At 40.6% G+C, this 23,993-nt stretch carries 16 protein-coding genes; 9 read left to right on the top strand and 7 right to left on the bottom strand.

Annotation, left to right across the window (positions count from 1 at the left end; all coding sequences use genetic code 11):
* Window positions 1-149: 149 nt before the first annotated feature.
* From DRW42_RS11850 to DRW42_RS11875, 6 genes are all read right to left on the bottom strand, one after another.
* Window positions 150-1,217: an ATP-grasp domain-containing protein gene (locus DRW42_RS11850; protein ID WP_113949037.1), complete on the bottom strand. Its 1,068-nt coding sequence runs from the start codon at window positions 1,215-1,217 to the stop codon at window positions 150-152.
* A gap of 21 nt (window positions 1,218-1,238) precedes the next feature.
* Window positions 1,239-1,481 (bottom strand): PqqD family protein, encoded by a 243-nt coding sequence (locus DRW42_RS11855; RefSeq protein WP_113949038.1) that lies wholly within the window; start codon window positions 1,479-1,481, stop codon window positions 1,239-1,241.
* Complete coding sequence (locus DRW42_RS11860; RefSeq protein WP_113949039.1) at window positions 1,478-2,179, bottom strand: LytR/AlgR family response regulator transcription factor; 702 nt, start codon at window positions 2,177-2,179, stop codon at window positions 1,478-1,480. The genes DRW42_RS11855 and DRW42_RS11860 overlap by 4 nt, the downstream gene beginning before the upstream one ends.
* A gap of 14 nt (window positions 2,180-2,193) precedes the next feature.
* Window positions 2,194-3,381, bottom strand: a complete 1,188-nt coding sequence (locus DRW42_RS11865; RefSeq protein ID WP_113949040.1) for a sensor histidine kinase — start codon at window positions 3,379-3,381, stop codon at window positions 2,194-2,196.
* A gap of 54 nt (window positions 3,382-3,435) precedes the next feature.
* On the bottom strand, window positions 3,436-3,939 hold the full coding sequence (locus DRW42_RS11870; protein WP_113949041.1) for a hypothetical protein: 504 nt from the start codon (window positions 3,937-3,939) through the stop codon (window positions 3,436-3,438).
* Between the two features lie 471 nt (window positions 3,940-4,410).
* Window positions 4,411-5,958, bottom strand: coding sequence for a trypsin-like peptidase domain-containing protein (locus tag DRW42_RS11875; protein ID WP_208643549.1), 1,548 nt, complete (start codon window positions 5,956-5,958; stop codon window positions 4,411-4,413).
* 387 nt (window positions 5,959-6,345) lie between these two features.
* On the opposite strand from DRW42_RS11875, the gene dapF reads away from it, so the two are divergent.
* The 5 genes from dapF (at window position 6,346) to DRW42_RS11900 (ending at window position 17,625) form a co-directional block, all read left to right on the top strand.
* On the top strand, window positions 6,346-7,128 hold the full coding sequence (gene dapF / locus DRW42_RS11880) for a diaminopimelate epimerase (RefSeq protein ID WP_113949043.1): 783 nt from the start codon (window positions 6,346-6,348) through the stop codon (window positions 7,126-7,128).
* A 575-nt stretch (window positions 7,129-7,703) separates the two neighbouring features.
* Window positions 7,704-8,873, top strand: coding sequence for an efflux RND transporter periplasmic adaptor subunit (locus DRW42_RS11885; protein ID WP_113949044.1), 1,170 nt, complete (start codon window positions 7,704-7,706; stop codon window positions 8,871-8,873).
* A 48-nt stretch (window positions 8,874-8,921) separates the two neighbouring features.
* Window positions 8,922-12,104: an efflux RND transporter permease subunit gene (locus tag DRW42_RS11890; RefSeq protein WP_113949045.1), complete on the top strand. Its 3,183-nt coding sequence runs from the start codon at window positions 8,922-8,924 to the stop codon at window positions 12,102-12,104.
* Window positions 12,105-12,114: 10 nt separating this feature from the next.
* The gene (locus DRW42_RS11895; RefSeq protein ID WP_113949189.1) at window positions 12,115-13,515 is read left to right on the top strand and encodes an efflux transporter outer membrane subunit; all 1,401 of its coding nucleotides are present in this window, start codon (window positions 12,115-12,117) and stop codon (window positions 13,513-13,515) included.
* Between the two features lie 576 nt (window positions 13,516-14,091).
* Window positions 14,092-17,625, top strand: a complete 3,534-nt coding sequence (locus DRW42_RS11900; RefSeq protein ID WP_113949046.1) for a T9SS type B sorting domain-containing protein — start codon at window positions 14,092-14,094, stop codon at window positions 17,623-17,625.
* Here DRW42_RS11900 and DRW42_RS11905 read toward each other — a convergent pair.
* The gene (locus DRW42_RS11905; protein ID WP_113949047.1) at window positions 17,622-18,632 is read right to left on the bottom strand and encodes a PorP/SprF family type IX secretion system membrane protein; all 1,011 of its coding nucleotides are present in this window, start codon (window positions 18,630-18,632) and stop codon (window positions 17,622-17,624) included. The genes DRW42_RS11900 and DRW42_RS11905 overlap by 4 nt on opposite strands.
* 295 nt (window positions 18,633-18,927) lie before the next feature.
* Here DRW42_RS11905 and DRW42_RS11910 point away from each other — a divergent pair, with 295 nt between their 5' ends.
* From DRW42_RS11910 to DRW42_RS11925, 4 genes are all read left to right on the top strand, one after another.
* Window positions 18,928-21,819 carry a DEAD/DEAH box helicase gene (locus DRW42_RS11910; RefSeq protein ID WP_113949048.1) on the top strand — a complete coding sequence of 964 codons (2,892 nt, stop codon included), beginning with the start codon at window positions 18,928-18,930 and terminating at the stop codon, window positions 21,817-21,819.
* Window positions 21,820-22,029: 210 nt separating this feature from the next.
* Entirely contained in the window at window positions 22,030-22,347 is a 318-nt protein-coding gene (locus DRW42_RS11915) for a YgaP family membrane protein (RefSeq protein WP_113949049.1), read from the top strand.
* 65 nt (window positions 22,348-22,412) lie between these two features.
* Window positions 22,413-23,195, top strand: a complete 783-nt coding sequence (locus DRW42_RS11920) for a 3-keto-disaccharide hydrolase (protein WP_113949050.1) — start codon at window positions 22,413-22,415, stop codon at window positions 23,193-23,195.
* A 174-nt stretch (window positions 23,196-23,369) separates the two neighbouring features.
* Window positions 23,370-23,972: a TMEM175 family protein gene (locus tag DRW42_RS11925; RefSeq protein ID WP_113949051.1), complete on the top strand. Its 603-nt coding sequence runs from the start codon at window positions 23,370-23,372 to the stop codon at window positions 23,970-23,972.
* Window positions 23,973-23,993: the final 21 nt, after the last annotated feature.

The raw sequence follows: 23,993 nt of genomic DNA on the forward strand, positions 1-23,993 counted from the left end.
TGGGTATTATGCCTTAAGTAGGAAGTATCGGGTATCAAGACTGAATTTGAGGCGAGATAGATCATTTTTTGCTTTCTACCTTCAACCTTCCTGCCATCAACCTTTGCCTTTTACCTTCCTGCCATCAACCTTCCTTCCCTCTACCTTTCTCATAGTTCTCCAAAGGCCGATAGCTTCTGGAATTCTTCAACATCAACAATATTATCCCAGGCATAACGGATAAACATTTTGCCAGCTTTATAAGTATTCATGTCATCTGTGGGCCTGCCCAAAGCCAGATCTACTAAAGCTTTCGGCTGGTTTTGTCCGGCGGCAACGGTTAAATATACCCAGGCCGGAAAGCGCGGATTTACTTCCATAATATACAGACTTCCGTTATCTTCCCTCATAATTTCGAGTTCGAAACCACCTTTCCAGATGGTTGCTTTTGCAAAATCTTTGGCGAGGGTTATCAATTTTTCATCTTCGATGGTAATGCCAGCCCATGCTTTGCCTTTTTCGGTAATGTAGAGTTTGCGCATCGGAATTACACTAATGGCATTCCCTTTTCCATCTCCCAAACCTGCAATATTAATCTCTGTTCCTTTTATAAATTTCTGCAGGATAACAGGCAAACCCCATTTGGCATGCAGTTTATGAAAGGCCCTGTGCGCATCGGCACTATTCAATGTGGTATGCGCCTCGTAAAATTTACCTTTCACCATTAAGGGAAAACCAAATTTACTGGCAATGTTATCAATCTCCGAAGCTGTAAAAACCACCCCTTCATCAGGTACATTAAAGCCATGTTTTTCCCCAAATTTGGCCAGATTAACTTTATCTCTTTGTTCCAGCTGTTGGTGCGATGGCAGAAAGCTATGAATCCCCATCTGAAGCAAATCAGGTGCTATTTTTATAAAATTATACAGTTCGGCATCAAAATTCGGGATCAATACGTCAATCTTTTCAATCTCCTGAATTTCTTTTATGCGTGCTTTTAATGCTCCGGCTCCGGCTGTTGGGTAAGGAATACGATAGGTTTTATCCACCTGGTCCCTTAAATAAATTGCCGGTTCCAAAGTTTCGTAAGCCAAACCGATTATGCGTATATTTTCCCCAAAACCAGCACGCAATGCACGTATAACCGCCAAGCCAGGACCGGGATTATCGTTTGCATTTAAGCCTGTAACCGCTATAGTGAGGCTTTCGGTTTTGTTTAGATCTGGAGAAACGTACATGATTAGCTTTTATTTTTTCGGTTACAAATCTAACAGATTCGCTTCCTTTAACTGCAACATATAATCATCCCAATCCCTTTCGAACTGGTTTGGTTCTACATCATAATTTTCCAGTATTTTCTTTTTGATTTCCTCCTCACTCCCGCCCGATTTCATATAACCTAAAATCTCGGCAGCGATGGCATTACTCGTAAATGAATCGCCTGTGGCCGGATTGAAAATAAACCCGTTTTCGCTGGTGGCAATATTCGCTTTTAACTTCATATTCCTTTTTGCTGATTAATAAAACCACTATAAGCATCGCCAATGGGCAGTTCGGCATTGCTCAGGTTTACTTTTTTGTTGTGTATCGATTTTATTTTGGCCAGGGCTGCGATAAAACTCCGGTGTATACGTGCAAACTGATCTTCAGGCAATTTCTCCAAAACCTTTTTCATCGTCATCAGGGTTAAAATCGGTTTTTCGCTGTTACTTAGGTAAATTTTAAGGTAATCGCCCATACTTTCGATGTATTCGATGTCGCGGAGCAATATTTTGATCATTTTATACTCCGAATACACATAAATACTTTCATCATTTGTATTTTCCTGGGTGGCATTTTTGTATTTATAATAGTCGACAGCTTTTTCTACTGCAGCGGTAAAACGGTTAAAATCAATCGGTTTCAGCAGGTAATCGATGGCCTGAAGTTCATAACTCTCGAAAGCATAATTCCGGTAGGCCGTTGTAAAAATAATCATCGGTGAGTTTACCAGGCTTCGTACGAGTTCTACACCGGTAATATCGGGCATGTTAACGTCTACAAAAAGCAGGTCGACAGGAGTTTGTTTCAGGTATTCGGCACCCGAAAGGGCATCCTCGAAAACCTGTACCAACTGAAGATCAGGGAAGCGCGATACATACGTTTTGATGAGCTCGAGTGCCAATGGCTCATCATCAATAGCTACACATTTTAAGGCCATATCAATCTGTTAATTTAGCAATCTACACAAAGTTTAACGGTAAACATGCCATCGGTATTCTCAATATCCAGGCGGTGCTGCCGGGGATAAAGATGCGATAACCTTTGGCGGGTATTCGCAATTCCAATCCCCGAACGTTCCAGATTAGACTTATGGTTATAAATCTTATTCTGGCATGAAAAATCAATTCTTTCGGTATCAATACTCAAATTGATATTGATTACCGTTTTCTCTTTTTTAGTTACGCCATATTTAAAGGCATTTTCAATAAACGTCATGAAAATCAATGGAGCAATTTTTTTCCCATCGGGTTTGCCCTGTACATTAAAGTTAATCTCTGCATCAGCTCCCAACCTTAACCTTTGCAGTTCGATATAATCGCGTACACAATCAATCTCATCTTTCAGCATCACAAAATCCTGCGTTACATCGTCTGTAACGTAGCGCATAATGTTGGATAGTTTCATGATACTTTCTGAAGTATGCTCGCTATTAATGATGGATTGGGTATAAATATTGTTCAGGGTATTAAACAGAAAATGTGGATTAATCTGTGCCTTGAGGAAAGAAAGTTCGGCTGTTGCCTTTTCTGCTTCGGCCTTTACTACTTTTGATTCGGCCGTTTGCCAGCGCTGTACGGTACTGGTAGCGATACTCAAACCCATAATCATAAAGAAAATAAAAAGACTGATCACATCGATATTCATGGGCTGGTGAAGATCCAGAATTCCGTTGGGCTTTTTTAAATTCGGATCCTGCATCCTTAAATCCTCATTTGGCAGCGGACCAAAAGGCATTTCTACGTTGGGGCCAACATCAGGGTCTTTGCCGGGCTGCAACGATTGGTTTAAACCTTTAGGCTGTGTGTTAGGAGGGCCGTTTAAGTCGGCCATTACACTTTTATTATGCCCCAATAAATTATCATAGGGCTGTGCATAATACACAAAACTAAAGAGTAACAATACTGCCGCAATATAGATGATGTACCTCTTTTTAAACATCAGGCGTGGTACTAAAACCAGTGCATTGAAGTAGAACATGAGCATGTAAGTACCACAAAAAAGCCAGTAATACGGTGATGCCAGCAACAAAAAACTACTTTGCCCCGATTGTTCGTTATTAATGAACAACAGCGGAAAAGTGAGGAACAAAAGCCAACCAGCCACATGGATAATGAAGGTTGGAGTTTTAAATTGCTGCATGCTACAAATTAATGATATTTTTTCTGGCTATCTGATCAGAAAGTAAGGCTAAATTTAGCTATAAACCAAACTTTCGTACTGCTGGTAATTCACCATCAGGTTCTCGGTAATTTTAACCATTAAAGTTTCTTCTTCCTTACCGCTATAACTTAAAATCAATAAATCGCCGATAATTTCGTGCAGGATCAATTTAGGGCTGGTATAGGTAATGGAAACCACATGAGCACCTTTGTTCAACAGATCAGAATCGCAGATGTGTAATTCTGCCCAATTAAAAAGCACGGGGCGTTCTTCAAGATCGCTTAATACCGGCATTTTATTTTCTAATGCCGTAATATTGTTCATTACCGCATATTGAAGTTTCTGATGTAAAGCATTGGCTTTCGCATTAACCTTTTGCATTTGCGAAAAGGTATGGATGTGCTGATCTAAACTGTAAATTTTCGATTTTTTTTGAAATTCTTTGTAAGTATCGTGGAATATTCGTCTTTCAAAATCGGTTCTGCACATGAAATTGAAATATTGTTTTACGCTAAGGTTGATGTGAGCTAAAGCCATAATATTCGGTTTTGGTTGCTGATTCAAATATGGAACAATAAAAAAATTTAATTTATAAAGTATCGGTAAACGCTGATTATCAATCGGTAAATGGCGAAACTAAATCTTGATTATGAAAAACGGATGAATATTGCTTTGCGTATAAAAAATGGTACTGGTTAGCACTTATTTAAGGATTTTTAACAATTAGGTTTGTTATTAGACCAAAGAAGTCAAGTTTAAAAAACTTGACTTCTTTCCTGCATCCGTTTTACATTATTTAAACCACAGAGCACACCGAGAGAAAATCACAGAGAGCACTGAGGCAGGTAAGCCGAAATTATTTTATGGTAAAATCCGTGTTAATCTGTGCATCTGTGGCAAAAAGATAACGTGAAAGATAACGCGATGGCATGTGGGGACACATGCCATGGAACAAAAAAGCCTCCCGATTTTAAATCGGGAGGCTTCCTCAAAAATTATTTCAATTCACTATTGTGCAGGGAAACTGTAGTTATACGAGCCTTGTGCACCAACACCAGAGATACTCACCATGTTGTTTCTGCCTAATGGCAATGCTTTTTGAACATCAGCCACAGAATTTACCGGTTGTCCGTTTACTTTGGTGATAATTAAACCTTTTTCTACACCGATGTTATCGAAAGCTTTTCCGGTGGTTACCGAAGTTACCACAACACCGCTGTTGATGCCATATTTCGCTTTTTGTGCCTGACTGGCAGGAGCAAAAGTTGCCCCTAATTTGCTTACTTCAACACTTTTAGCTGCGTTGTTATTAGCGGTTAAACCTACACTTGCTTCGCCTTTAAGGGTAACTGTATAATCTTTCAGCGCACCATCACGTAATATGGTTAGCTTAACTTTATCGCCTGGGTTTAAACGGCCTACTCTTTCCTGAAGATCAGGTGAATCGTTAATTACTACACCATCAACTTTTTTGATAACGTCGCCCGATTTGATACCTGCCGCAGCAGCACCGCCACCTGCAACAACATCATTCACATATAAACCACTGATTTCGTTGGTTTTAATTCCTTCTGGTTTTTCTTCGCCACTTAGCGGCACAAAGTTAACGCCGATATAACCACGTTTAACTGAACCATATTTCATAAAATCGTCTACAATTTTACGCGCCAAGTTAACAGGGATCGCAAATCCGTAACCCTGGTTATAACCACTTTGCGAAGCAATTGCAGAGTTGATACCTACCAGTTCGCCATTTGCATTTACCAATGCACCACCGCTGTTACCAGGGTTAATGGCTGCATCGGTTTGAATGAACGATTCGATACTGGTATTTGCCGGACGATCTGGTCTTTTACCGGTACGTTGGTATTCGCGGTATTCTTCTTCCGTAATTTCATTCCCTTGTTGCTCACGGCCAATAATACCGATGCTGCGGTTTTTCGCACTAACAATACCTGCAGTAACTGTGGTATTTAAATCTAATGGGAAACCAACGGCCAAAACCCACTCTCCTACCTGAACGTTATCGGAGTTACCCATTTTTACAACCGGCAAACCAGTTGCATTTACTTTAATCAAAGCTAAATCTGTATTCGGGTCGCGGCCGATTACTTTTGCTTCTACCTTACGCCTGTCGGTTAACACCACCTCTACCTTCTCTGCATTTTCTACTACGTGGTTGTTGGTAACGATATAACCGTCCTGACTGATGATTACACCAGAACCTGAAGCTGCCCTTGGCTGACGCTGCATCTGGCGACCACCACCACCGAAGAAATCTTCCATCATATCAAACGGAGATGAAGAACCCTGGTCTTTCGATGCCGCATAGGTTGTTTTAATGTGAACCACCCCTGGTGCAACTGCCGCTGCAGCCTGTGTAAAATCTGTAGCACCTGCCGATGTTACTTTTAATGGATTATTGGCAAAGTATAAATTCTGTTTTTCAGTAATGGTACTGCCATTTTGGTTACGCTCAAATAGCTTGTAACCGCCAATTGCTGCTGCCCCACCTATAAAAGCAGCCAACACGGTAATTCCTAATATCTTTTTCATGTTTCTGTATATTGTTTTTTAATGGCCATGAAGCTATTAAAAGCTAACTTCCTTTGATTAAGGCAGCTTTTAATGGTTTCATGTATTTAATGTGTTTTAAAGCCTTCGAATATTATAAGCTGGTTTGCTAGCTAATTGTTTGTTAGCTTATAACATTCGCTTGTTAATTTATTGCGGGAGCATTATTCACTTTGATTTAAGCAGAATGCTCCGGCAGTTTTTATCTGCTCAAATTTTCTTTCGTAAGTTTATTCAAATTTAATACCATATAAACGATATTTGTATCCTCAAAGCACTTAGTTTTGTGTTAAAAAATGTTAAATTAAAAAACACAATCCGCTTATTACCTTTTGCAACTCAAATATTGCATTAAAAAATGAAGCTTTCATGAAAATTAATTTTTATAAATACCAGGGCGCAGGGAACGATTTTATTCTAATAGACCATACCATGGGTCCGTTAAAAAATATTGATAATGAATTAGTTGAGCAGTTATGCCACAGAAGATTTGGCATTGGTGCTGATGGATTGATGTTCATTACCAAACATGAAGATTACGATTTTGAAATGCATTATTTCAATGCCGATGGTAAGCTGGGCAGTATGTGCGGAAACGGTGGCAGGTGTATTGTGGCCTTTGCCAAACAACTCGGAATTATAGACCGCGAAACCAACTTTTTGGCAGTTGACGGACCGCATTATGCCAGAATTTCAGAAAGTGGCGAATGGGTTGACCTGCAGATGATTGATGTTGATACGGTTACAAGAGATGGCGATGCTTACGTACTCAACACAGGATCGCCACATTATGTAACTTTACAAAGTGGTTTAAAAGACCTTGATGTTTTCACCGAAGGAAAAAGTATTCGTTATAATGCAACTTATGCAGAAAAAGGCATCAACGTAAACTTTGTAGAGGATAAAGGCGATCATTTGTTTGTACGCACTTACGAGCGTGGCGTTGAAGATGAAACTTATGCCTGCGGTACGGGGGTAACAGCAGTGGCCATGGCCATGGCGAAACATAAAAACCAAACCGGCCATATTAAAACCGACATTAAAGTTTTGGGCGGCGATATTAAAATAGAATTTGATTACGATGGTACCGCATTTACCAATGTATTTTTATGCGGACCAGCCAAACTGGTTTTTGAGGGGGAGGTTGATTAACTTCTTTTTAAATAATAATCGTAGCTAAAAGCTGCTAATTGATTTGGGCGTTCCCAAGGGGGCGGGCTTTTCAGGGCTGCGCTTCGCTCCGGTACCGATGGAAGATCGGTACTGAACCCTTACCATCCTAACGCGAAGTTATTGCATTCAGACCCTGCAGGTTTTTAAAATCTGTGAGGTCCTATCCTTACGTTCTGTAAAGTCGAATAATCTTTATAATGTAAAACATACACGCTCCAGTGCATTTTGTTGGCTAAAATAAACATCATTTATAGCAATAAAAAAGCTCCATCCCAATCAGTTTTAACATGCTTTTAACATCTGTCGCAAGATATTTACAGATCATTTAGTGACAATATAATATGCATAATACGCTTTAAAACACTGTTTTAAGGTATAATTAATGCTTTTCCGGTCTCAAAATAAATCAATCGATTGATTAAATGACAGAATTTGGACAGATTTATTTTTTTTTAGGCTCTATTTTTGGGCAATTATCGGCGGAAATCGAAATCCCATATTTTGGCGACGCCCTTAATTCCGGAAATTTAAATTTATACACACAGAAATAACCCATGAGAAAAGTAACAACTCTCTTTTTTAGCGTGAGCATTGGTATGCTTTTAGCATCCTGCGGAAATAACGATGCAGCTAAAAAAGCTGCCGCTGCAGCAGCAGCTGGTCCACAGGCCTATCCTGTTTTTGCCGTATCAACACAAAACACCACTTTAGATTCTGATTATCCGGCCACCATCGAAGGTATCCAGAACATCGATATACGCCCTAAGGTTGATGGTTTTATCGAAAAAATCTTTGTAGATGAAGGTGCGGTGGTTAAAAAAGGTCAGTTACTTTTCACCATTAACGCACCACAGTACGAGCAGCAGGTTAGAACAGCAAGGGCCGCAATAAGCAGTGCCGAGGCTGATGTTAATGCCGCACAGTTAACCGTAAACAAAACCAAACCATTGGTTGATAAGGATATCATCAGCAAATACGATCTTGATGCTGCCCAGTTAACACTGCAAAGCAGAAAAGCCGCATTGGCACAGGCAAAGGCAGAACTGGTAAATGCACAGGTAAACCTGGGTTATACTTCAGTTAAAAGCCCGGTTGATGGCGTGGTTGGCAGCATCCCTTTCAGAAATGGAAGTTTAGTAAGCAGTAGCAGTACCCAACCACTCACTACCGTTTCCAACACTTCAAAGGTTTATGCTTATTTCTCATTAAACGAAAAACAGCTTTTAGATTTTTCTAAAACCTATAAAGGAAATACTTTGGCCGAGCAGATGAAAAACATCCCGGCAGTAAGCCTGGTACTTGCCGACGGAACAGTTTATGCGCAGAATGGTAAAATCGAATCCATCAATGGCCAGATTAATACCAGCACAGGTTCTGCAAGTCTAAGGGCAACTTTCCCCAACCCTACTTCTTTACTAAAAAATGGTGCAAGTGCTTCGGTAAGGATTCCTCAACACATTGACAATGCGATTTTAATTCCTCAAAAATCAACGATTGATTTACAGGGTAAGAAATTCGTTTATGTTTTGGGCGATTCTGCTAAAACTATCAATACTGAAATCCAGGTGATGGATTTGGCCAAAGGTAAATTCTATGTAGTAACTAAAGGATTGAAAGCTGGTGATAAAGTTGTTCTTGAAGGTTTCCAATCGTTAAAAGACGGAACGAAAATAAAACCTGAAGAAAAAAGTGCCGATTCAGTTTATGCTGACATCAAGAAATAACAATATAATCTTGCCAATCACACTATTGTAGTGTAATCAATATTAATTATGTTTAAGAAATTTATAGAAAGACCGGTTTTATCAACGGTTATATCCATCATCATCGTAATACTCGGTGTTTTAGGTTTAGCTACGTTGCCGGTTTCACAATATCCTGAAATTGCACCGCCAACGGTGCAGGTTTCTACTTCATACCAGGGTGCCAACGCCGATGTGGTAATGAACAGCGTTGTTGTTCCGCTGGAAGAGCAGATAAATGGTGTGGAAGACATGACTTACATGACTTCTACCGCCAGTAACGATGGTACCGCAACCATTACGGTAAACTTTAAACTAGGTACAAACCCCGATTTAGCAGCGGTAAACGTACAGAACAGGGTTGCCCGTGCTACTAGTTTATTACCTGCAGAGGTAACCAAATCGGGGGTAATTACGGCTAAAAGACAGGCGAGTAACGTACTGATTTTTGGTTTATACAGCGACGATCCTTCTTACGACCAGAAATTTTTGCAGAACTACGCTAACATCAACATCATTCCGCAGATTAAACGTATTAATGGTGTGGGTGATGCGAGTGCATTCGGAACGTTAGACTATACCATGCGTATCTGGCTAAAACCTGATGTAATGGCAACTTACGGTTTAGTGCCGAATGATATTAACGTAGCGCTTGCTGATCAGAATGTGGAGGCCGCTCCGGGTCAGTTTGGCGAGCTTGGCGATCAGGCATTTCAGTACACCCTTAAATATACAGGGAGGTTAAAAGATGAGGCACAGTTTGGCAACATCATTATCCGCACTACCGATAACGGCCAGATTTTACGTTTAAAGGATATTGCAAGGATAGAATTAGGTGCGCAGAGTTATGCCAGTTCGGTTAAATTTAACGGTAAACAGGCTTTGGGTATCGCGATTAACCAAACGGCAGGTTCGAATGCTAAAGAAGTAATCGAAAACTCAATCAAAACCCTGGATGAAGCCCAAAAATCGTTCCCAAAAGGCGTTCATTACTCAACTTTGGTTAACGTAAACGACTTTTTGGATGCATCAATTGAAAAAGTGCTTCACACCTTAATTGAAGCATTTATTTTGGTGTTCCTGGTAGTATTTATTTTCTTACAGGATTTCCGTTCAACCCTGATCCCGGCAATCAGTGTGCCGGTGGCCATTATCGGAACATTCTTCTTCCTGAGTTTATTTGGATTTACCATCAACTTATTAACCTTATTTGCCCTCGTACTGGCCATTGGTATTGTGGTGGATGATGCGATTGTGGTAGTAGAGGCCGTGCACGCCAAACTGGATGAAGGTTATACCGATGCCCGAAAAGCAACCATTGATGCGATGGACGATATCAGTGGTGCAATTATTTCGATCACTTTGGTAATGGCTGCGGTATTTATCCCGGTGAGTTTTATCTCCGGATCATCTGGTGTATTTTATAAACAATTTGGTTTAACACTGGCTATTTCCATCATCTTATCAGCCATTAACGCCTTAACTTTAAGTCCGGCATTATGTGCTTTATTCTTAAAACCACACAAAGAAGAACACGAAAAATCTAAAAACTTTTTAAACCGTTTTTATGATGCTTTCAATACATCATTTGATGCGGTAACCGGAAAATACAAAAAATCGGTCGGCTTCCTGTCCCGTAAAAAATGGATTGTTGGTTTGGCCATTGCTTTCTTTGCTGTTGTATTGGTTTGGACAATGAATACCACACCAAAAGGTTTCGTTCCGAATGAGGATTTAGGAACCATTATGAGTGATATCTCTTTACCGGCAGGAACTTCGCAAGAGGAAACCAATATCGTAATTGCAAAAATCGACAGTATTGCACACGGTATTCCTGAAATTAAAAATACTTTAAGGGTTGTGGGCCGTAGTATGATTAGTGGTTCGGGTAGTTCGTACGGGATGGTAATTTCGCGTTTAACCCCGTGGGATGAACGTAAAGGCCGCGATGTAAAAACAATTATCGGCGAACTGTTTGCCAAAACAGCCGGCATTAAAGGGGCTAAAATTATTTTCTTTGCTCCGCCAACCATTCAGGGTTTTGGTACCAGTGGTGGTTTCGAGTTTCAGTTGCAGGATAAAACCGGTGGCGATATTAAAAAATTCAACGAAATTGGTAACGGATTTTTAGCGGCATTGAGTAAACGTCCGGAGATTCAATATGCTTCTACCTCTTTTAACCCAAATTTCCCGCAATATCAGATTGATGTTAATGTGGCAAAGGTTAAACAGGCCGGCTTAACCGTAAGTGATGTTTTAGGTGTAATGCAGGGTTATTATGGTGGTGTTTATGCATCAAACTTTAATAAATTCGGTAAACAGTTTAGGGTAATGTTCCAGGCAGATGCCCAGTACCGTGCTAACGAACAAACTTTAACGCGTATTTTTGTGAGAAATGCTTCGGGCGGTATGGCTCCGGTTTCAGAGTTTATTACTTTAACCAAAGTATACGGACCGCAGGCTATTTCGCGTTTCAACTTGTTTACTTCAATTTCGGTAACAGGTAACCCTAATCCGGGTTATAGCTCTGGCGATGCTTTAAAGGCTGTTCAGGAAGAAGCGGCTAAAAACCTTCCGGCAGGATATGGCTATGAGTTTTCGGGTTTATCACGCGAGGAGATGGCCGGCGGCAGTCAAACCGTTTTCATATTTTTACTTTGCGTAATCTTTGTTTATTTCTTACTTGCTGCACAGTATGAGAGTTATATTTTACCATTAGCCGTTTTATTCTCGCTACCGGTTGGTTTGGCAGGTGTATTTGTTTTCGATAAGATTTTCGGGGTGGATAATAATATTTATACGCAGATTACCCTGATCATGCTTGTGGGACTACTTGCCAAGAACGCCATTTTGATTGTAGAATACGCGGTTGACAGAAGAAGAAAGGGCATGAGTATTGCCAACGCGGCAATTGATGGTGCAACCGCACGTTTACGCCCGATTTTGATGACATCGTTCGCCTTTATTTTAGGATTATTGCCATTGATGTTATCTTCAGGTGTTGGTGCCGCAGGTAATACCTCAATTGGTACAGGTGCTGTTGGTGGTATGTTGATCGGAACAATTTTCGGGGTTTTCGTAATTCCTGCCCTGTTTATCATATTCCAGTCTTTACAGGAGCGCATCAGTAATAAATCACCTTTTAACGAAGGCATTGATCATGAACAAACGCCAGAGGAATATGAATTGGCTACTGCGAACAGCAAACATTAATATTAAGAAAATGAATTTTAGATATAAGCATTCCATTTTTATCGGTTTAGCCATTGTTTCCCTGAGTGCCTGCGTAACTAAAAAATACGAACGCCCCCAGGTTACAAGCGAAGGTTTATACCGCGATAATAACACAACAGATACGACTACAATGGCAGATCTGCAGTGGAAAACGTTGTTCTCTGACACCACCCTGCAATCGTTGATTCAACAGGGTATAAATGAAAATTTAGACCTCAAACAGGCGATTGAAAGGATTAAAATTGCAGAAGCTACCTTAATACAAAGCCGTGGTGCATTGTTGCCAAGTTTACAGGCCGATGTTAACGTAACCGATAATAAGGCATCTGCTGCGGCACAGAATTTTCCGGCAGGCATTAACATTAATTTAGAAACCCAAACGTATAAGGCACAGCTGAGCACCAGTTGGGAAGCCGATATCTGGGGAAAATTAACCAGTGCAAAACGCGGTGCTTATGCCACTTTATTGCAAAGTGATGCAGCAAAAAGAGCCGTACAAACACAGTTAATTGCAACCATTGCCAATAATTATTACACCTTACTGGCGCTTGATAAACAACTGGCCATTACCGAAGAAACCATTAAGGTACGTACAAAGGATGTGGAAACCATGCGCGAGTTAAAACAGGGTGCTGTAGTTAATGGTGCGGCAGTTGTACAGAGTGAAGCCAATTTATATGCAGCACAGGTAACACTGCCTGATTTAAAAAGAAGCATTAAAGAAGCCGAAAATGCATTAAGTGTATTGGTTGCAAAAGCACCGAATGCGATTAATCGCACCACGCTGGATCAGCAAACGCCTTATACCAACTTACAAACCGGGGTTTCTGCTCAGCTGCTGAAAAACCGCCCTGATGTAATTGCAGCAGAATTTGGTTTTAGATCGGCTTTCGAAAATACCAATGTAGCCAAAGCGTATTTCTACCCTGCGTTAACCATTACCGCAGCAGGTGGTTTATCGAGCTTACAATTGAGCGATTTCTTTAGCAAATCTATCTTCTATAATTTAGTTGGTGGTTTAACTCAGCCTATTTTTGCAAAAGGTGCCAATAAGGCCCGTTTAAAAACGGCAGAAGCCAATCAGCAGATTGCTTTTTATAATTTCCAGCAAACACTTTTAACCGGTGGACAGGAAGTTTCAAATGCTTTATATGCTTATCAAACGGCTACCGAAAAAGAAGAAACAAGAACGAAACAGATTGCTTCGTTAACCAAAGCGGTTGATTTTACGAAGGAGTTATTACGTTACAGCTCGGCAACAAACTATACGGATGTATTAACATCAGAACAAAGTTTGTTAAGCGCACAGTTAAGCGGCATTAACGATAGATTGCAAAAACTGCAGGCTGTTGTTAACCTGTACCGTGCATTGGGCGGCGGCTGGAAATAACAGTATAATTTACAACCATATTTTAAAGGCATTCTGATTTTCAGGATGCCTTTTTGTTTGGCAAGTGCTCGCGTTTCTAACGCGGGCATAATAGTAGTACGATTTAATCGTACATATATCTTGTCTGTTTATTATTTCCATCAGATCACATAACATAAGGTGCTGATGTAAAATTATGAGCAAAACATTATTGCAAAAACATCAGGAAAACTTTATTTATCTGTGCTTTTACCATTTTAAATCTACGGGAAAAATATTTTTCATTACCAGTAGAACATGGTAAAAAAGCCAAACAGGACAAATTACATTAAAACCTTCCTGCCATGCGCAGCACCAAATCATTGGAAATTGTAGTAACCAGGTAATTTCACCTGTAGTATGAGGCAGAAAACGCGGATTCAACAGATATCTGATGTCATAAATTTACAACAACCCAAAACCCTGTTTATCAGCGGTTATCATTCCAAATCTGCGGAAAAACTTTGATTTATATTTCCAACAACGCACAAAAAAGATTTTAACTAAAACCCTAGCCACTAAACTTTTATTTGTATTTTGGCTGCACCAAACAATTTTATGCGCTTCTCAAAATTATTAGCCTTTATTGCAGGCTTACTTTTTTTCAATAATATTTATGCTCAAACTTATGTGGTTACCAGTAATGCCGATAGTGGCCCAGGGACATTAAGGGAGGCTTTAACACAGGCAGCTGTTGCCAACAGAACGAGCACTTTTACCATTAATTTCAATTTGCCGGGCACCCCCAGTGATAATGCCAACCGCACCATCAGGCTGCGTAGTGCATTACCCATCGTATCGTCAAATGTTGTGATTGATGGTACCTCACAAGCCGCCTGGCCGGCACTTGGCGTTTCGGGAGCGAAAGTTATCCTGGAGCCAGAATATCCTAATACTACCTTTTCGGGCCTGGTTATCGGCCAGTATGCCACAACACTGGTCCAAACCACCGGAGTAGAAATTTATGGTTTGTACATCCGTAATTTCGCAACCATTACCAACCTTCAAAACGTAAATATGGGTCAGGGATCCGGTATTGTGCTCGATTACCGCGCAAATAATATCACCATTGGGGCACCCGGAAAAGGAAACGTAATCGGCGGCAATATCAATGGTATTGTTGTTCAGAACAGTTCTTTTTTCAGTACGGCGGTAAACACCAAAATAAAGATCCAATCCAATTTAATCGGGGTAATTTATGATGGTATTACACCCAATACCAACGTAACGGGTATTTCGGCCAGTCTTTACGATTGCGGACTCGATGTTGGGGGCGATAGTGCCGGCGAAGGCAACATAATTGCTGCTAACCGCGTTAATGTGGATATTACCCGCTCATCCTATTCAACCAATGCCCGCTTTGATATTAATGTAATCAACAATAAAATCGGTGTAGATTATACCGGCAAAAAGGATTTCCATGAATTACCAATCTTCCTTTCTTCATCCTCATTAGAAATTGCAGGTTTAAAGGTTAACGCGGTTAATACTGCACTTTACGTGCGCAATAACATTATCGGCGGGAACAGGACAACTGGCGTCTCAATCACCAATTCTGATTTTATTTTAACAGGTAACGCCATTGGTACCGATGCTGCCGGAGCTGTGGTAATGGGTAATGGGATAGGCATAAAAATAGAATCAGGCGCAGGCGGCACCATAGGAGGAGCAACTCCAGCCGAAGCCAATTTAATTGCCAACAACAATTTCGGTGTTGAAACGGTATCATCAAAGCCGGTAAAAATTACCAGGAACAGTTTCTTTTGCAACAGAACATTTGGGATCGGAAAAACCTTAACCATTCTTCAACCGTATATTCAGATCCTTAAAAAAAGAAGTGATTATGTTTCGGGTCGGGCCACACCAAACTCCGAAGTCGAATTATTTTATACCGTAAACTGCCAGGGTATTTGCGAAGGCAAAACCTATATTGCCACAGTGCAGGCAGGTAGCGATGGCAGATGGGAATATAACGGAAGCCTTTCCGGAATGGTAACTGCAACTGCCAGTTTATTAAATGCCACCACCTCTCCTTTTTCTACCGCAGAGTTATTGCCAAACGAAGCCATTGTAGAACCCTTAACCTGTAGCGCCAACGGATCGATCACCATCCCTGAGCCCCGTGAAGGTTTTACTTTTAGCTGGGTAAAAATAGAAACTGATGGCAGCCGGGTATCTATGGGTAGCACACAAAGCATCTCGAATTTGGATGTGGGCACTTACGAAGTAAAGGTTGATGATGGATGTAAAGCTTTTCCAACGGTATTTATCATCAAAGATCAAAAGTTGACCAAACCGGTAATTAAGCCGGTTTCTATAGATTGCGGACAACTTTCTTTTCGCTTTGAGGCCGAAGTTTTAAGAGGGAAAGGAGTATTAAAATATGAGTGGTTTAATTCAGCGGGTAACAAAGTTGCAAATGGCAACCCTGTTAACTTACCGGAAGGCACCTATACCGTAAACGTTACCGATGAGGCTGGTTGTACTTTATCATCTGATCCGATGCCTGTAACAAGGAAACCACAGATCATCATTACCAGTACAATTTCCCCCAAACATGCCACTTGCGGGAGCAAGAATGGTGCAATTACCGGCTTAAAAATTACCGATTTTACCGGCAAGGTAACCTATAGATGGTATGCTGGGATAGATCAGACCAAATTCACCCCAGATAATGTCATTTCTTCTGATCTTGACTTAATAAATGTGGAAGGCGGAGCTTACACCCTTGTTGCTTCCGATGAAGGACAATGTGGGGCCAGATCGGCTAATTTCTTTATTCCTACCGACAATACCATCCAGATCAGCAATGCTACGAGCGGAAAAAACGAAACCTGTAATAACAGCAATGGAGCCATAGGTGGAATTACATTAACTGATGCTGATAGTTACGAATGGTTTGGCCCGGATGGACTTAGCTTTAAAAAAGGAACTTATTCTGCCGGAACATCTTTATCGATCGAAAACTTAAAAGCAGGTTCTTATCGGTTGCAGGCCAGTAATAGCAAATCCTCATGTCCGCCAATAAGTAAACCTTTCGTTGTAACTGCTATTCTTCCTACCGTTTATAATTTTACGCACCGCGAATCGCCAACAACCTGTGGGCTGATTAATGGAACTATCGATCTTGATTTTAGCTCAGTTCTTCCAACCCGGTACGAATGGAAAGACCAGGATGGCAATATTATTCCCAGCACCAGAACAACTACCTCAATGTCTCTTAAAAATTTACCTGGAGGCGTTTATACCATGTATGCTTATGATGTTAATAATTGCGGTCCGGTTATTATCGGTCCATATACCATAGAGGTAACCCCATTATTAACCATTGTACCTAATACCGGCACAGCTGTTGATGATGGCTGTACCTTGCAAAGAGGATCGGTTACCGGCGTTCAGGTAATTGGCGGTGTACCGGGTTACGATTTTAAATGGATAAATGAAGCAGGTAAAGCTGTTCAGTTTACACAGGACCTGATTAAGGCCGGTGCAGGAACATACCGCTTAGAGGTTAAAGACAAAACATCCTGCGGTTATGCCATCAGCGAGCCGTTTACCATTGTTGATGAACCGTTCAAAATCCTGACCCCGATTATTAATGATCTCCGTGTTTGTTATGTTTCGGATATTGTTCTGCCTGTAATTGCTCCGGAAGAAGGCACTTACCAATTGTTCGAAAAACTGGATGATATCAAACCATTCCTCGAAAGTACAACAGGCATTTTCAAATTTAAAGTGGCTAAAACTGCTGATTATTATGTCCGCAGAAAACTGGGTTCGTGTACCAGCGAATTCGCCAAAGTGCATGTTGAGGTAACACACGATAATCTTGAAATTACGAATACCATGACACCGAATGGCGATGGCATGAATGATGTTTGGCAGGTGCGCGGATTGCCTGATTTTAAAGGCACCAACATCAAAATTTATACCCGCGGCGGTCAGTTGGTGTACGAATCTATCGGTAATTACAACAAACCGTTTGATGGCCGTTTCAGGGATAAGGAACTACCGGCGGGCATTTATTATTATGTAATCGATTTACGTGCCGAATGTAAACCTTTGGGCGGCAGTATTACACTTTTACGTTAAAACTGCCGGCTTGGGCAGGCTACCTGATAGCGGTTGTTTAATAAAATACCCAATACAATTTCGTGGGTACCATTATTTACCGAGCGTAAAGCCGAAGTATTTACATCATAAGAATAACTCAGGTTTACCAGTGATGCAACGTTTAATCCTGCCAGAAGCGAAAACGAATCATTGTTCCTGAAACTGGTACCCACCCAGAATTTATCCTTATAAGCAAATTTTAGGTTGGCATCAAACGCAGCAGGTGCATTTGTCCAATAGGTTATCAACCCCGATGGGATCATCGCAATATCTTCGTCCAGGAATATTTTATATCCTGCAGTGCCATAAAAAGTGGCTGCCTGGTATGCATCAGTCCTGATTTTATTTCCAACAATGCTGCTTTTATTACCAATAAGCTGTTTGGCTGAAACACCGGCAAAAAACCTCGGACTATACAACCAAACACCAGCCCCTACATCAGGTCTGATTTTATTGTTATAATCGGCAGAGAATAATGGGTCGCCCGATTCGTCGGCAACAATACCACGCACATCAACACTGATTGATTTAAACCCTGCTGATAAACCCAGCGACAAATTAATTTCATTGGTAAGGCCCAGATGGTAAGCATAAGTTACACTTACATTGGTCTGCCTGATCAAACCTGCCTTATCCGTCATCGCCACCAAACCAATACCATGGTGCGGCTCGGCAGCAGTGTAATTGTTTACAAAACTCCTGCTCATCGGGTTTTCACCATTACCTGCAAACGAATTCACGTTACTACGGACAAAATCTTCGCCGATAGCCGTGCTTAAAGAAAGGTATTGCGTACTTGGCGAGCCCTCTAAACCGCTCCATTGCTTACGTAAACCAATTTTTAAATCAGTATAGTTGTCAATTCCCGATAATGCCGGATTTAATAAAATATTATTGAAAATATATTGAGTGCTCCGTGGAATTTCCTGCCCATAGCCAGAAAAAAACAGACAACTGAACAGCGAGAGTGCGTAAAAAAACTTCATTTAACTTATGACGATGCGTTAACCAACTGATAATAAAACCTTATCAATCCGGTTGCTAAGATAATAAGTTGTTATCAATTATAAAGTATTAATATTTGCGCTACAATCCGGACATTTTATTGCCATGATTAACGCCTAAGAGTTAAATCCCTCCATTTCAGCTCCATTTTTGTTATGGATAAAAATTCTCGGTATTTTTTATCCTAAAAGCAACCCATTCTTTTGATGTATTCCCAAAATATTGTAAGTTTAAAGTTTTTTAAGCGCTTAGCTTACAAAAATTTTATTTCCATCAATGTTACGTGTCGATAGTTCTAAAGCTTGTAAAGTGGTGTACTCTTTGTGCAAACATGAGTACCTTGGCTATTTAATTGAACCTCACGTAGTTCAGCTTAACCCTCAGGGCGATTTTTCTTTTACCTACCAAAGGATTTTTACCCATACTGCCGAAGAATTTAAAGCCTGTTTAAGTGAGATCGATTATAAGCTGATCAAAATTTTAGACGACATTGAGCAGGACTCGCTGATTAAAAAGTATTATAAAAAATTAATCAGGCCAACCGAGTTTTTCACCAAAGTTTTCGACGATAAATTTTACGAGAACGTACGCCCGAAAATAGAGAAGAAACTGGCCGAGGCTTTAGAAATTTTGAAGGTTAAAAACGAACTTTATGTGATGGATAAAGATGGCTGGCCTGTTGAGCGCAAGATCGAACTTGCCGGCGAACCGGCATCTATCCTGTTCCATTTCAGGAGGAATGAAACCGAAACCCGTTATTTCCCCACCATCAAGTATCAGAACCTGCGCATCGAATTTATGTTTAAAGAAGCGCAGATCATCAGCAACAAACCTGCCTGGTTATTGCTGAACGATGTATTGTACTTTTTTGATCAGGATATTGAAGGAAAAAAACTCCAGCCTTTTTTAAATAAACGTTTTATTGCCATCCCCAAAACTACCGAAGCCACTTATTTCGAAAAGTTTGTAGCACCGCTGATCGAGAAACATCACGTGTATGCGGAGGGTTTCGAAATCAGGACCGAACAGTTTGAGGCCAAACCGGTAATCAAGGTTTTATATGTAGATGGCGGACTTTCGCAGATCCAGTTATACTTTAAATATGGCGAATATACTTTCCCGGTCGAAAATGCACATAAAGTAACCGTACGTTTAGAAAAAACGGCCGATAACTATATTTTCCACCGTATAAAACGTTCGGCAGAATGGGAGAAAAAACAATTTAACCTGTTATTGTCGCTGGGGCTTAAAAAAACGAGTTCTTTATTCAGTAACCTCGAAGTAAGCGCTGCAGATGAAAATCCGAGTTATGCCGCCATTAACTGGGTAAACGAACATATCGAACTATTAGAGGCATCAGGTTTCGAAATCGAACAGGCCACGGGGCAGAAAAAATTTGTATTCGGGGCCAGCAAAATTGATCTTGAAGTTAAAGAAGGTAACGATTGGTTTGATATCCATGCTGTGGTATGGTTCGGCAAATACCAGATTCCTTTCCTGTCTTTAAAACAGCATATTTTACATAAAAAGCGTGAGTTTTTATTGCCTGATGGAGAAGTGGCCATTATCCCCGATAAATGGTTCACCCAATATGGCAGTCTATTTAGTCTGGCCGAAGCCGGGCAAACGCTGAAATTAAAGAAACACCACATCGGTTTAATCAACGATTTGGCCGAAGATAGTTTGGCAAATGTGACGCTCGAACGTAAGCTTCAGCGTTTATCAGATTTTGAAGATATTGCCGATACGCAGATGCCCGTGCATTTTAAGGGTAGTTTGCGCGATTACCAGAAAGCAGGATATAACTGGTTCAGCTTTTTACGCGAATATAATTTTGGCGGTTGTTTAGCCGATGATATGGGTTTGGGTAAAACCATCCAGACTTTGGCCATGCTGCAAAAGGTTAAAGAAGACGATCAGCTGCTCGGCACGCAAACTACATCATTGATCATCATGCCAACTTCGTTAATCTATAACTGGTTAACAGAGGCTAAAAAGTTTACGCCAAAACTTAAGATACTGGCACATACGGGTACCAACCGAAATAAAGACGTAGCCAATTTTGCCAATTACGATATCATCATTACCACTTATGGTGTAACCAGGGTTGATGTAGACGAACTGAAAAACTTCTATTTCAATTATATTATTCTCGACGAGAGTCAGAACATTAAAAACCCTTCGTCAAAATCATTCAAAGCCGTTAGAAGCTTAAAATCGAAACACAAACTGATTTTGAGCGGTACACCGGTAGAAAATTCTGTAAGCGATTTATGGTCGCAGTTAACTTTCTTAAACCCCGGTTTATTGGGTACGCAGGCATTTTTCTTTGAAGAATATGTGCAAGCTATCGAAAAGAAAAAAGACGAGGAAAAGGCACGCAAACTGCAATCCATCATTAAACCTTTTGTACTTCGCAGAACAAAAGAGCAGGTGGCCGCAGAATTACCGCCCAAAACGGAACAGGTAATTTATTGCGACATGAGCGAAGACCAGGCCGCTTATTACGAAAAAACAAAATCCGCCTACCGGAACGACCTGTTGCAGAGTATGGATGATGGAACATTTGCAAAAAAGCAGGTTCAGTTATTGCAGGGATTAACCGCTTTGCGCCAGCTGGCCAATCACCCGGTGATGATCGATGGCGAATATATTTCCGATTCGGGTAAATTTGAAAACGTGATCCACACTTTGGATAACGTGCTTAAAGGTGGTCATAAGGTTTTGGTATTTTCGCAGTTTGTAAAACACCTCGATATCTTTAAAAAACATTTCGAGGCCGAGAATATTCCTTTCGCTTATTTAGACGGTGCCACCCGCAACCGCGGCGAAATTGTTTCCGAATTCCAGCAGAATACGGATTTAAAGGTTTTCCTGATCTCAATAAAAGCCGGAGGCGTGGGTTTAAACCTTACGCAGGCAGATTATGTTTTTATCCTCGATCCATGGTGGAACCCGGCTGTAGAGCAGCAGGCCATTGATAGGACACACCGTATCGGTCAGGATAAAAAGGTTTTCATCTATAAATTCATTGCCAAAGATACCGTTGAAGAAAAAATCCTTGCATTACAGAACCGTAAAAAATCGCTGGCGAACTCATTGATTACCACAGAAGAGAGTTTCTTTAAATCGCTCAGCAAAGAGGATATCAGGGATATATTGAATTAAACATCCAAAAAAGAGTCGTCATCTCGACCGAAACGCAGTGGAGCGGAGAGATCTATCTCGAGACAGATTTCTCGGCTTCGTTGCACTTCGCTCGAAATGACGGTTTGGAAAAAACTCCGCTAGAATAATCACCTTTTACCATTTTAAAACTTCTTTTCAAAACTCATTCCCTCCTAACTTGTTATACAATAGAACATAAATTCTACCATCATGACAAATCAAGATTTTAATACCGCAGTAAATAACGTAAAAGAAGCCTGGAAATATCCGGAGTTATTCGAAAATGTTTCAAAATCCGAGCGTTGGTTATCAGGCGCAGCGGGCACCTATTTATTATTCAAAGGGATTACCAGTATTTTTTCGCATCCCGTAATCGGTTTAACCGGCGCTGCTATTGGTGCTGGCTTATTGTACCGTGGCATTACCGGTTATTGCCCTATGCGCGATTTGGCCGAACAGCGTCAGGAAGATATTGCACCAGAGGAAGTGATTATAAGTGAAACCTATGTTGTTGACGATTTGGGGTAATATTTTAAATACTAAATTTCCATTTCTTAATAAACTGGTTAACTTTAAAAAGTTAAACCACAATTATGAACAAGTACACACTATTATTTATTCCTGTTTTATTTGCAGGGCAAGCTATGGCGCAAGATAAAAAACCAGATCCTGCCAAAGACCCAAAAACGACTGAGGTTTGGTCGCCTGTACCTAAAATTGTTACCCCGGGCAAATTACCTCAGGATGCCCCTTCTGATGCGATCGTTCTTTTTAACGGCCGTAATTTAGATGCATGGCACTCAGTTAAAGATCCTTCTAAACCAGCTGCCTGGACAATCGATGATGGCTTTTTCACCGTGAAAAAAGGCACAGGAAATATCGAAACCAATAAAAAGTTTACCGATTATCAATTGCACATGGAATGGAAAATTCCTGAAAATATCTCTGGCGAAGGTCAGGCACGCGGTAACAGTGGTATATTTTTAGCTTCAACCGGAGGTGGCGATGATGGTTATGAAATCCAGATTATGGATGCTTATAACAACAAAACTTACGTTAACGGACAAACCGGAAGTGTTTATAAACAAGCTATCCCACTGGCAAATGCCAATAAAAAACCAGGCGAATGGCAATATTATGATATCATCTGGAATGCGCCACGCTTTAACGAAGATGGAACCGTACAAAAACCGGCAAGCGTTACCCTGTTTTTAAATGGTGTGCTTTTACAAAATGGTTATGTTTTAAAAGGCGAAACCCGTTATATCGGTGCACCTGAATATAAAAAGCATGGTCCGGCTTCGATTAAATTACAGGATCACGGCGATCCGAGCCCGGCCATTAGTTTTAGGAACATCTGGGTGAGGGAACTATAATACCATGGTCCTCGTTTGTAACGAGGATCTACGAGAATTGCGATTTTATCGCTTCAACAATATAATTTCAACAAAACAACAATAAGGAACCTGCAGGCCAAAAACTTGCAGGTTTTGTTTTATAACATAATTTGACTGATAATTGTAAACAGATTATTTAAGGTCGGATTTTTTATGAACAAAGGCAGATTAGAAGCATTTAGCGATGGCGTAATTGCGATCATCATCACCATTATGGTTTTAGAGATTAAAGTTCCCGAACATGGCGAAACTTTGGAAACCTTAAAACCATTAATCCCTAAATTTATCAGCTACATTTTAAGTTTCATCTACGTAGGTATTTACTGGAATAACCATCACCACTTGTTGCATGCCGTTAAAAAAGTAAATGGATCAATGCTTTGGGCCAATCTTAATTTCCTGTTCTGGCTTTCTTTATTTCCGGTTGCTGCCGGATGGATGGGAGAACATCATTTTGCCCTGTGGCCGGTTATCGTTTACGGTGCGGTACTTCTTCTGGCAGCCATTTCCTATACCTTACTGGTTATCGTAATCAAAAAAACCGAAGGACAACATTCATTAGTGGTGCATGCCATTGGTAATGATGCCAAAGGTAAATTTTCACTGCTATTTTATCTTGGCGGTATTGGCCTTAGTTTTATCAACCCGTGGATCGGTGTTGCATTATATTTTATTGTGGCCTGTATCTGGTTTATCCCCGATAAGAGAATTGAAAACGCGATGCGAGATCAGGGTTTAATTGACGATAATAAGTGAGAAATAATCCTTTGCTTTTTA

Source organism: Pedobacter miscanthi (assembly GCF_003315595.1).
Lineage (GTDB): Bacteria > Bacteroidota > Bacteroidia > Sphingobacteriales > Sphingobacteriaceae > Pedobacter > Pedobacter miscanthi.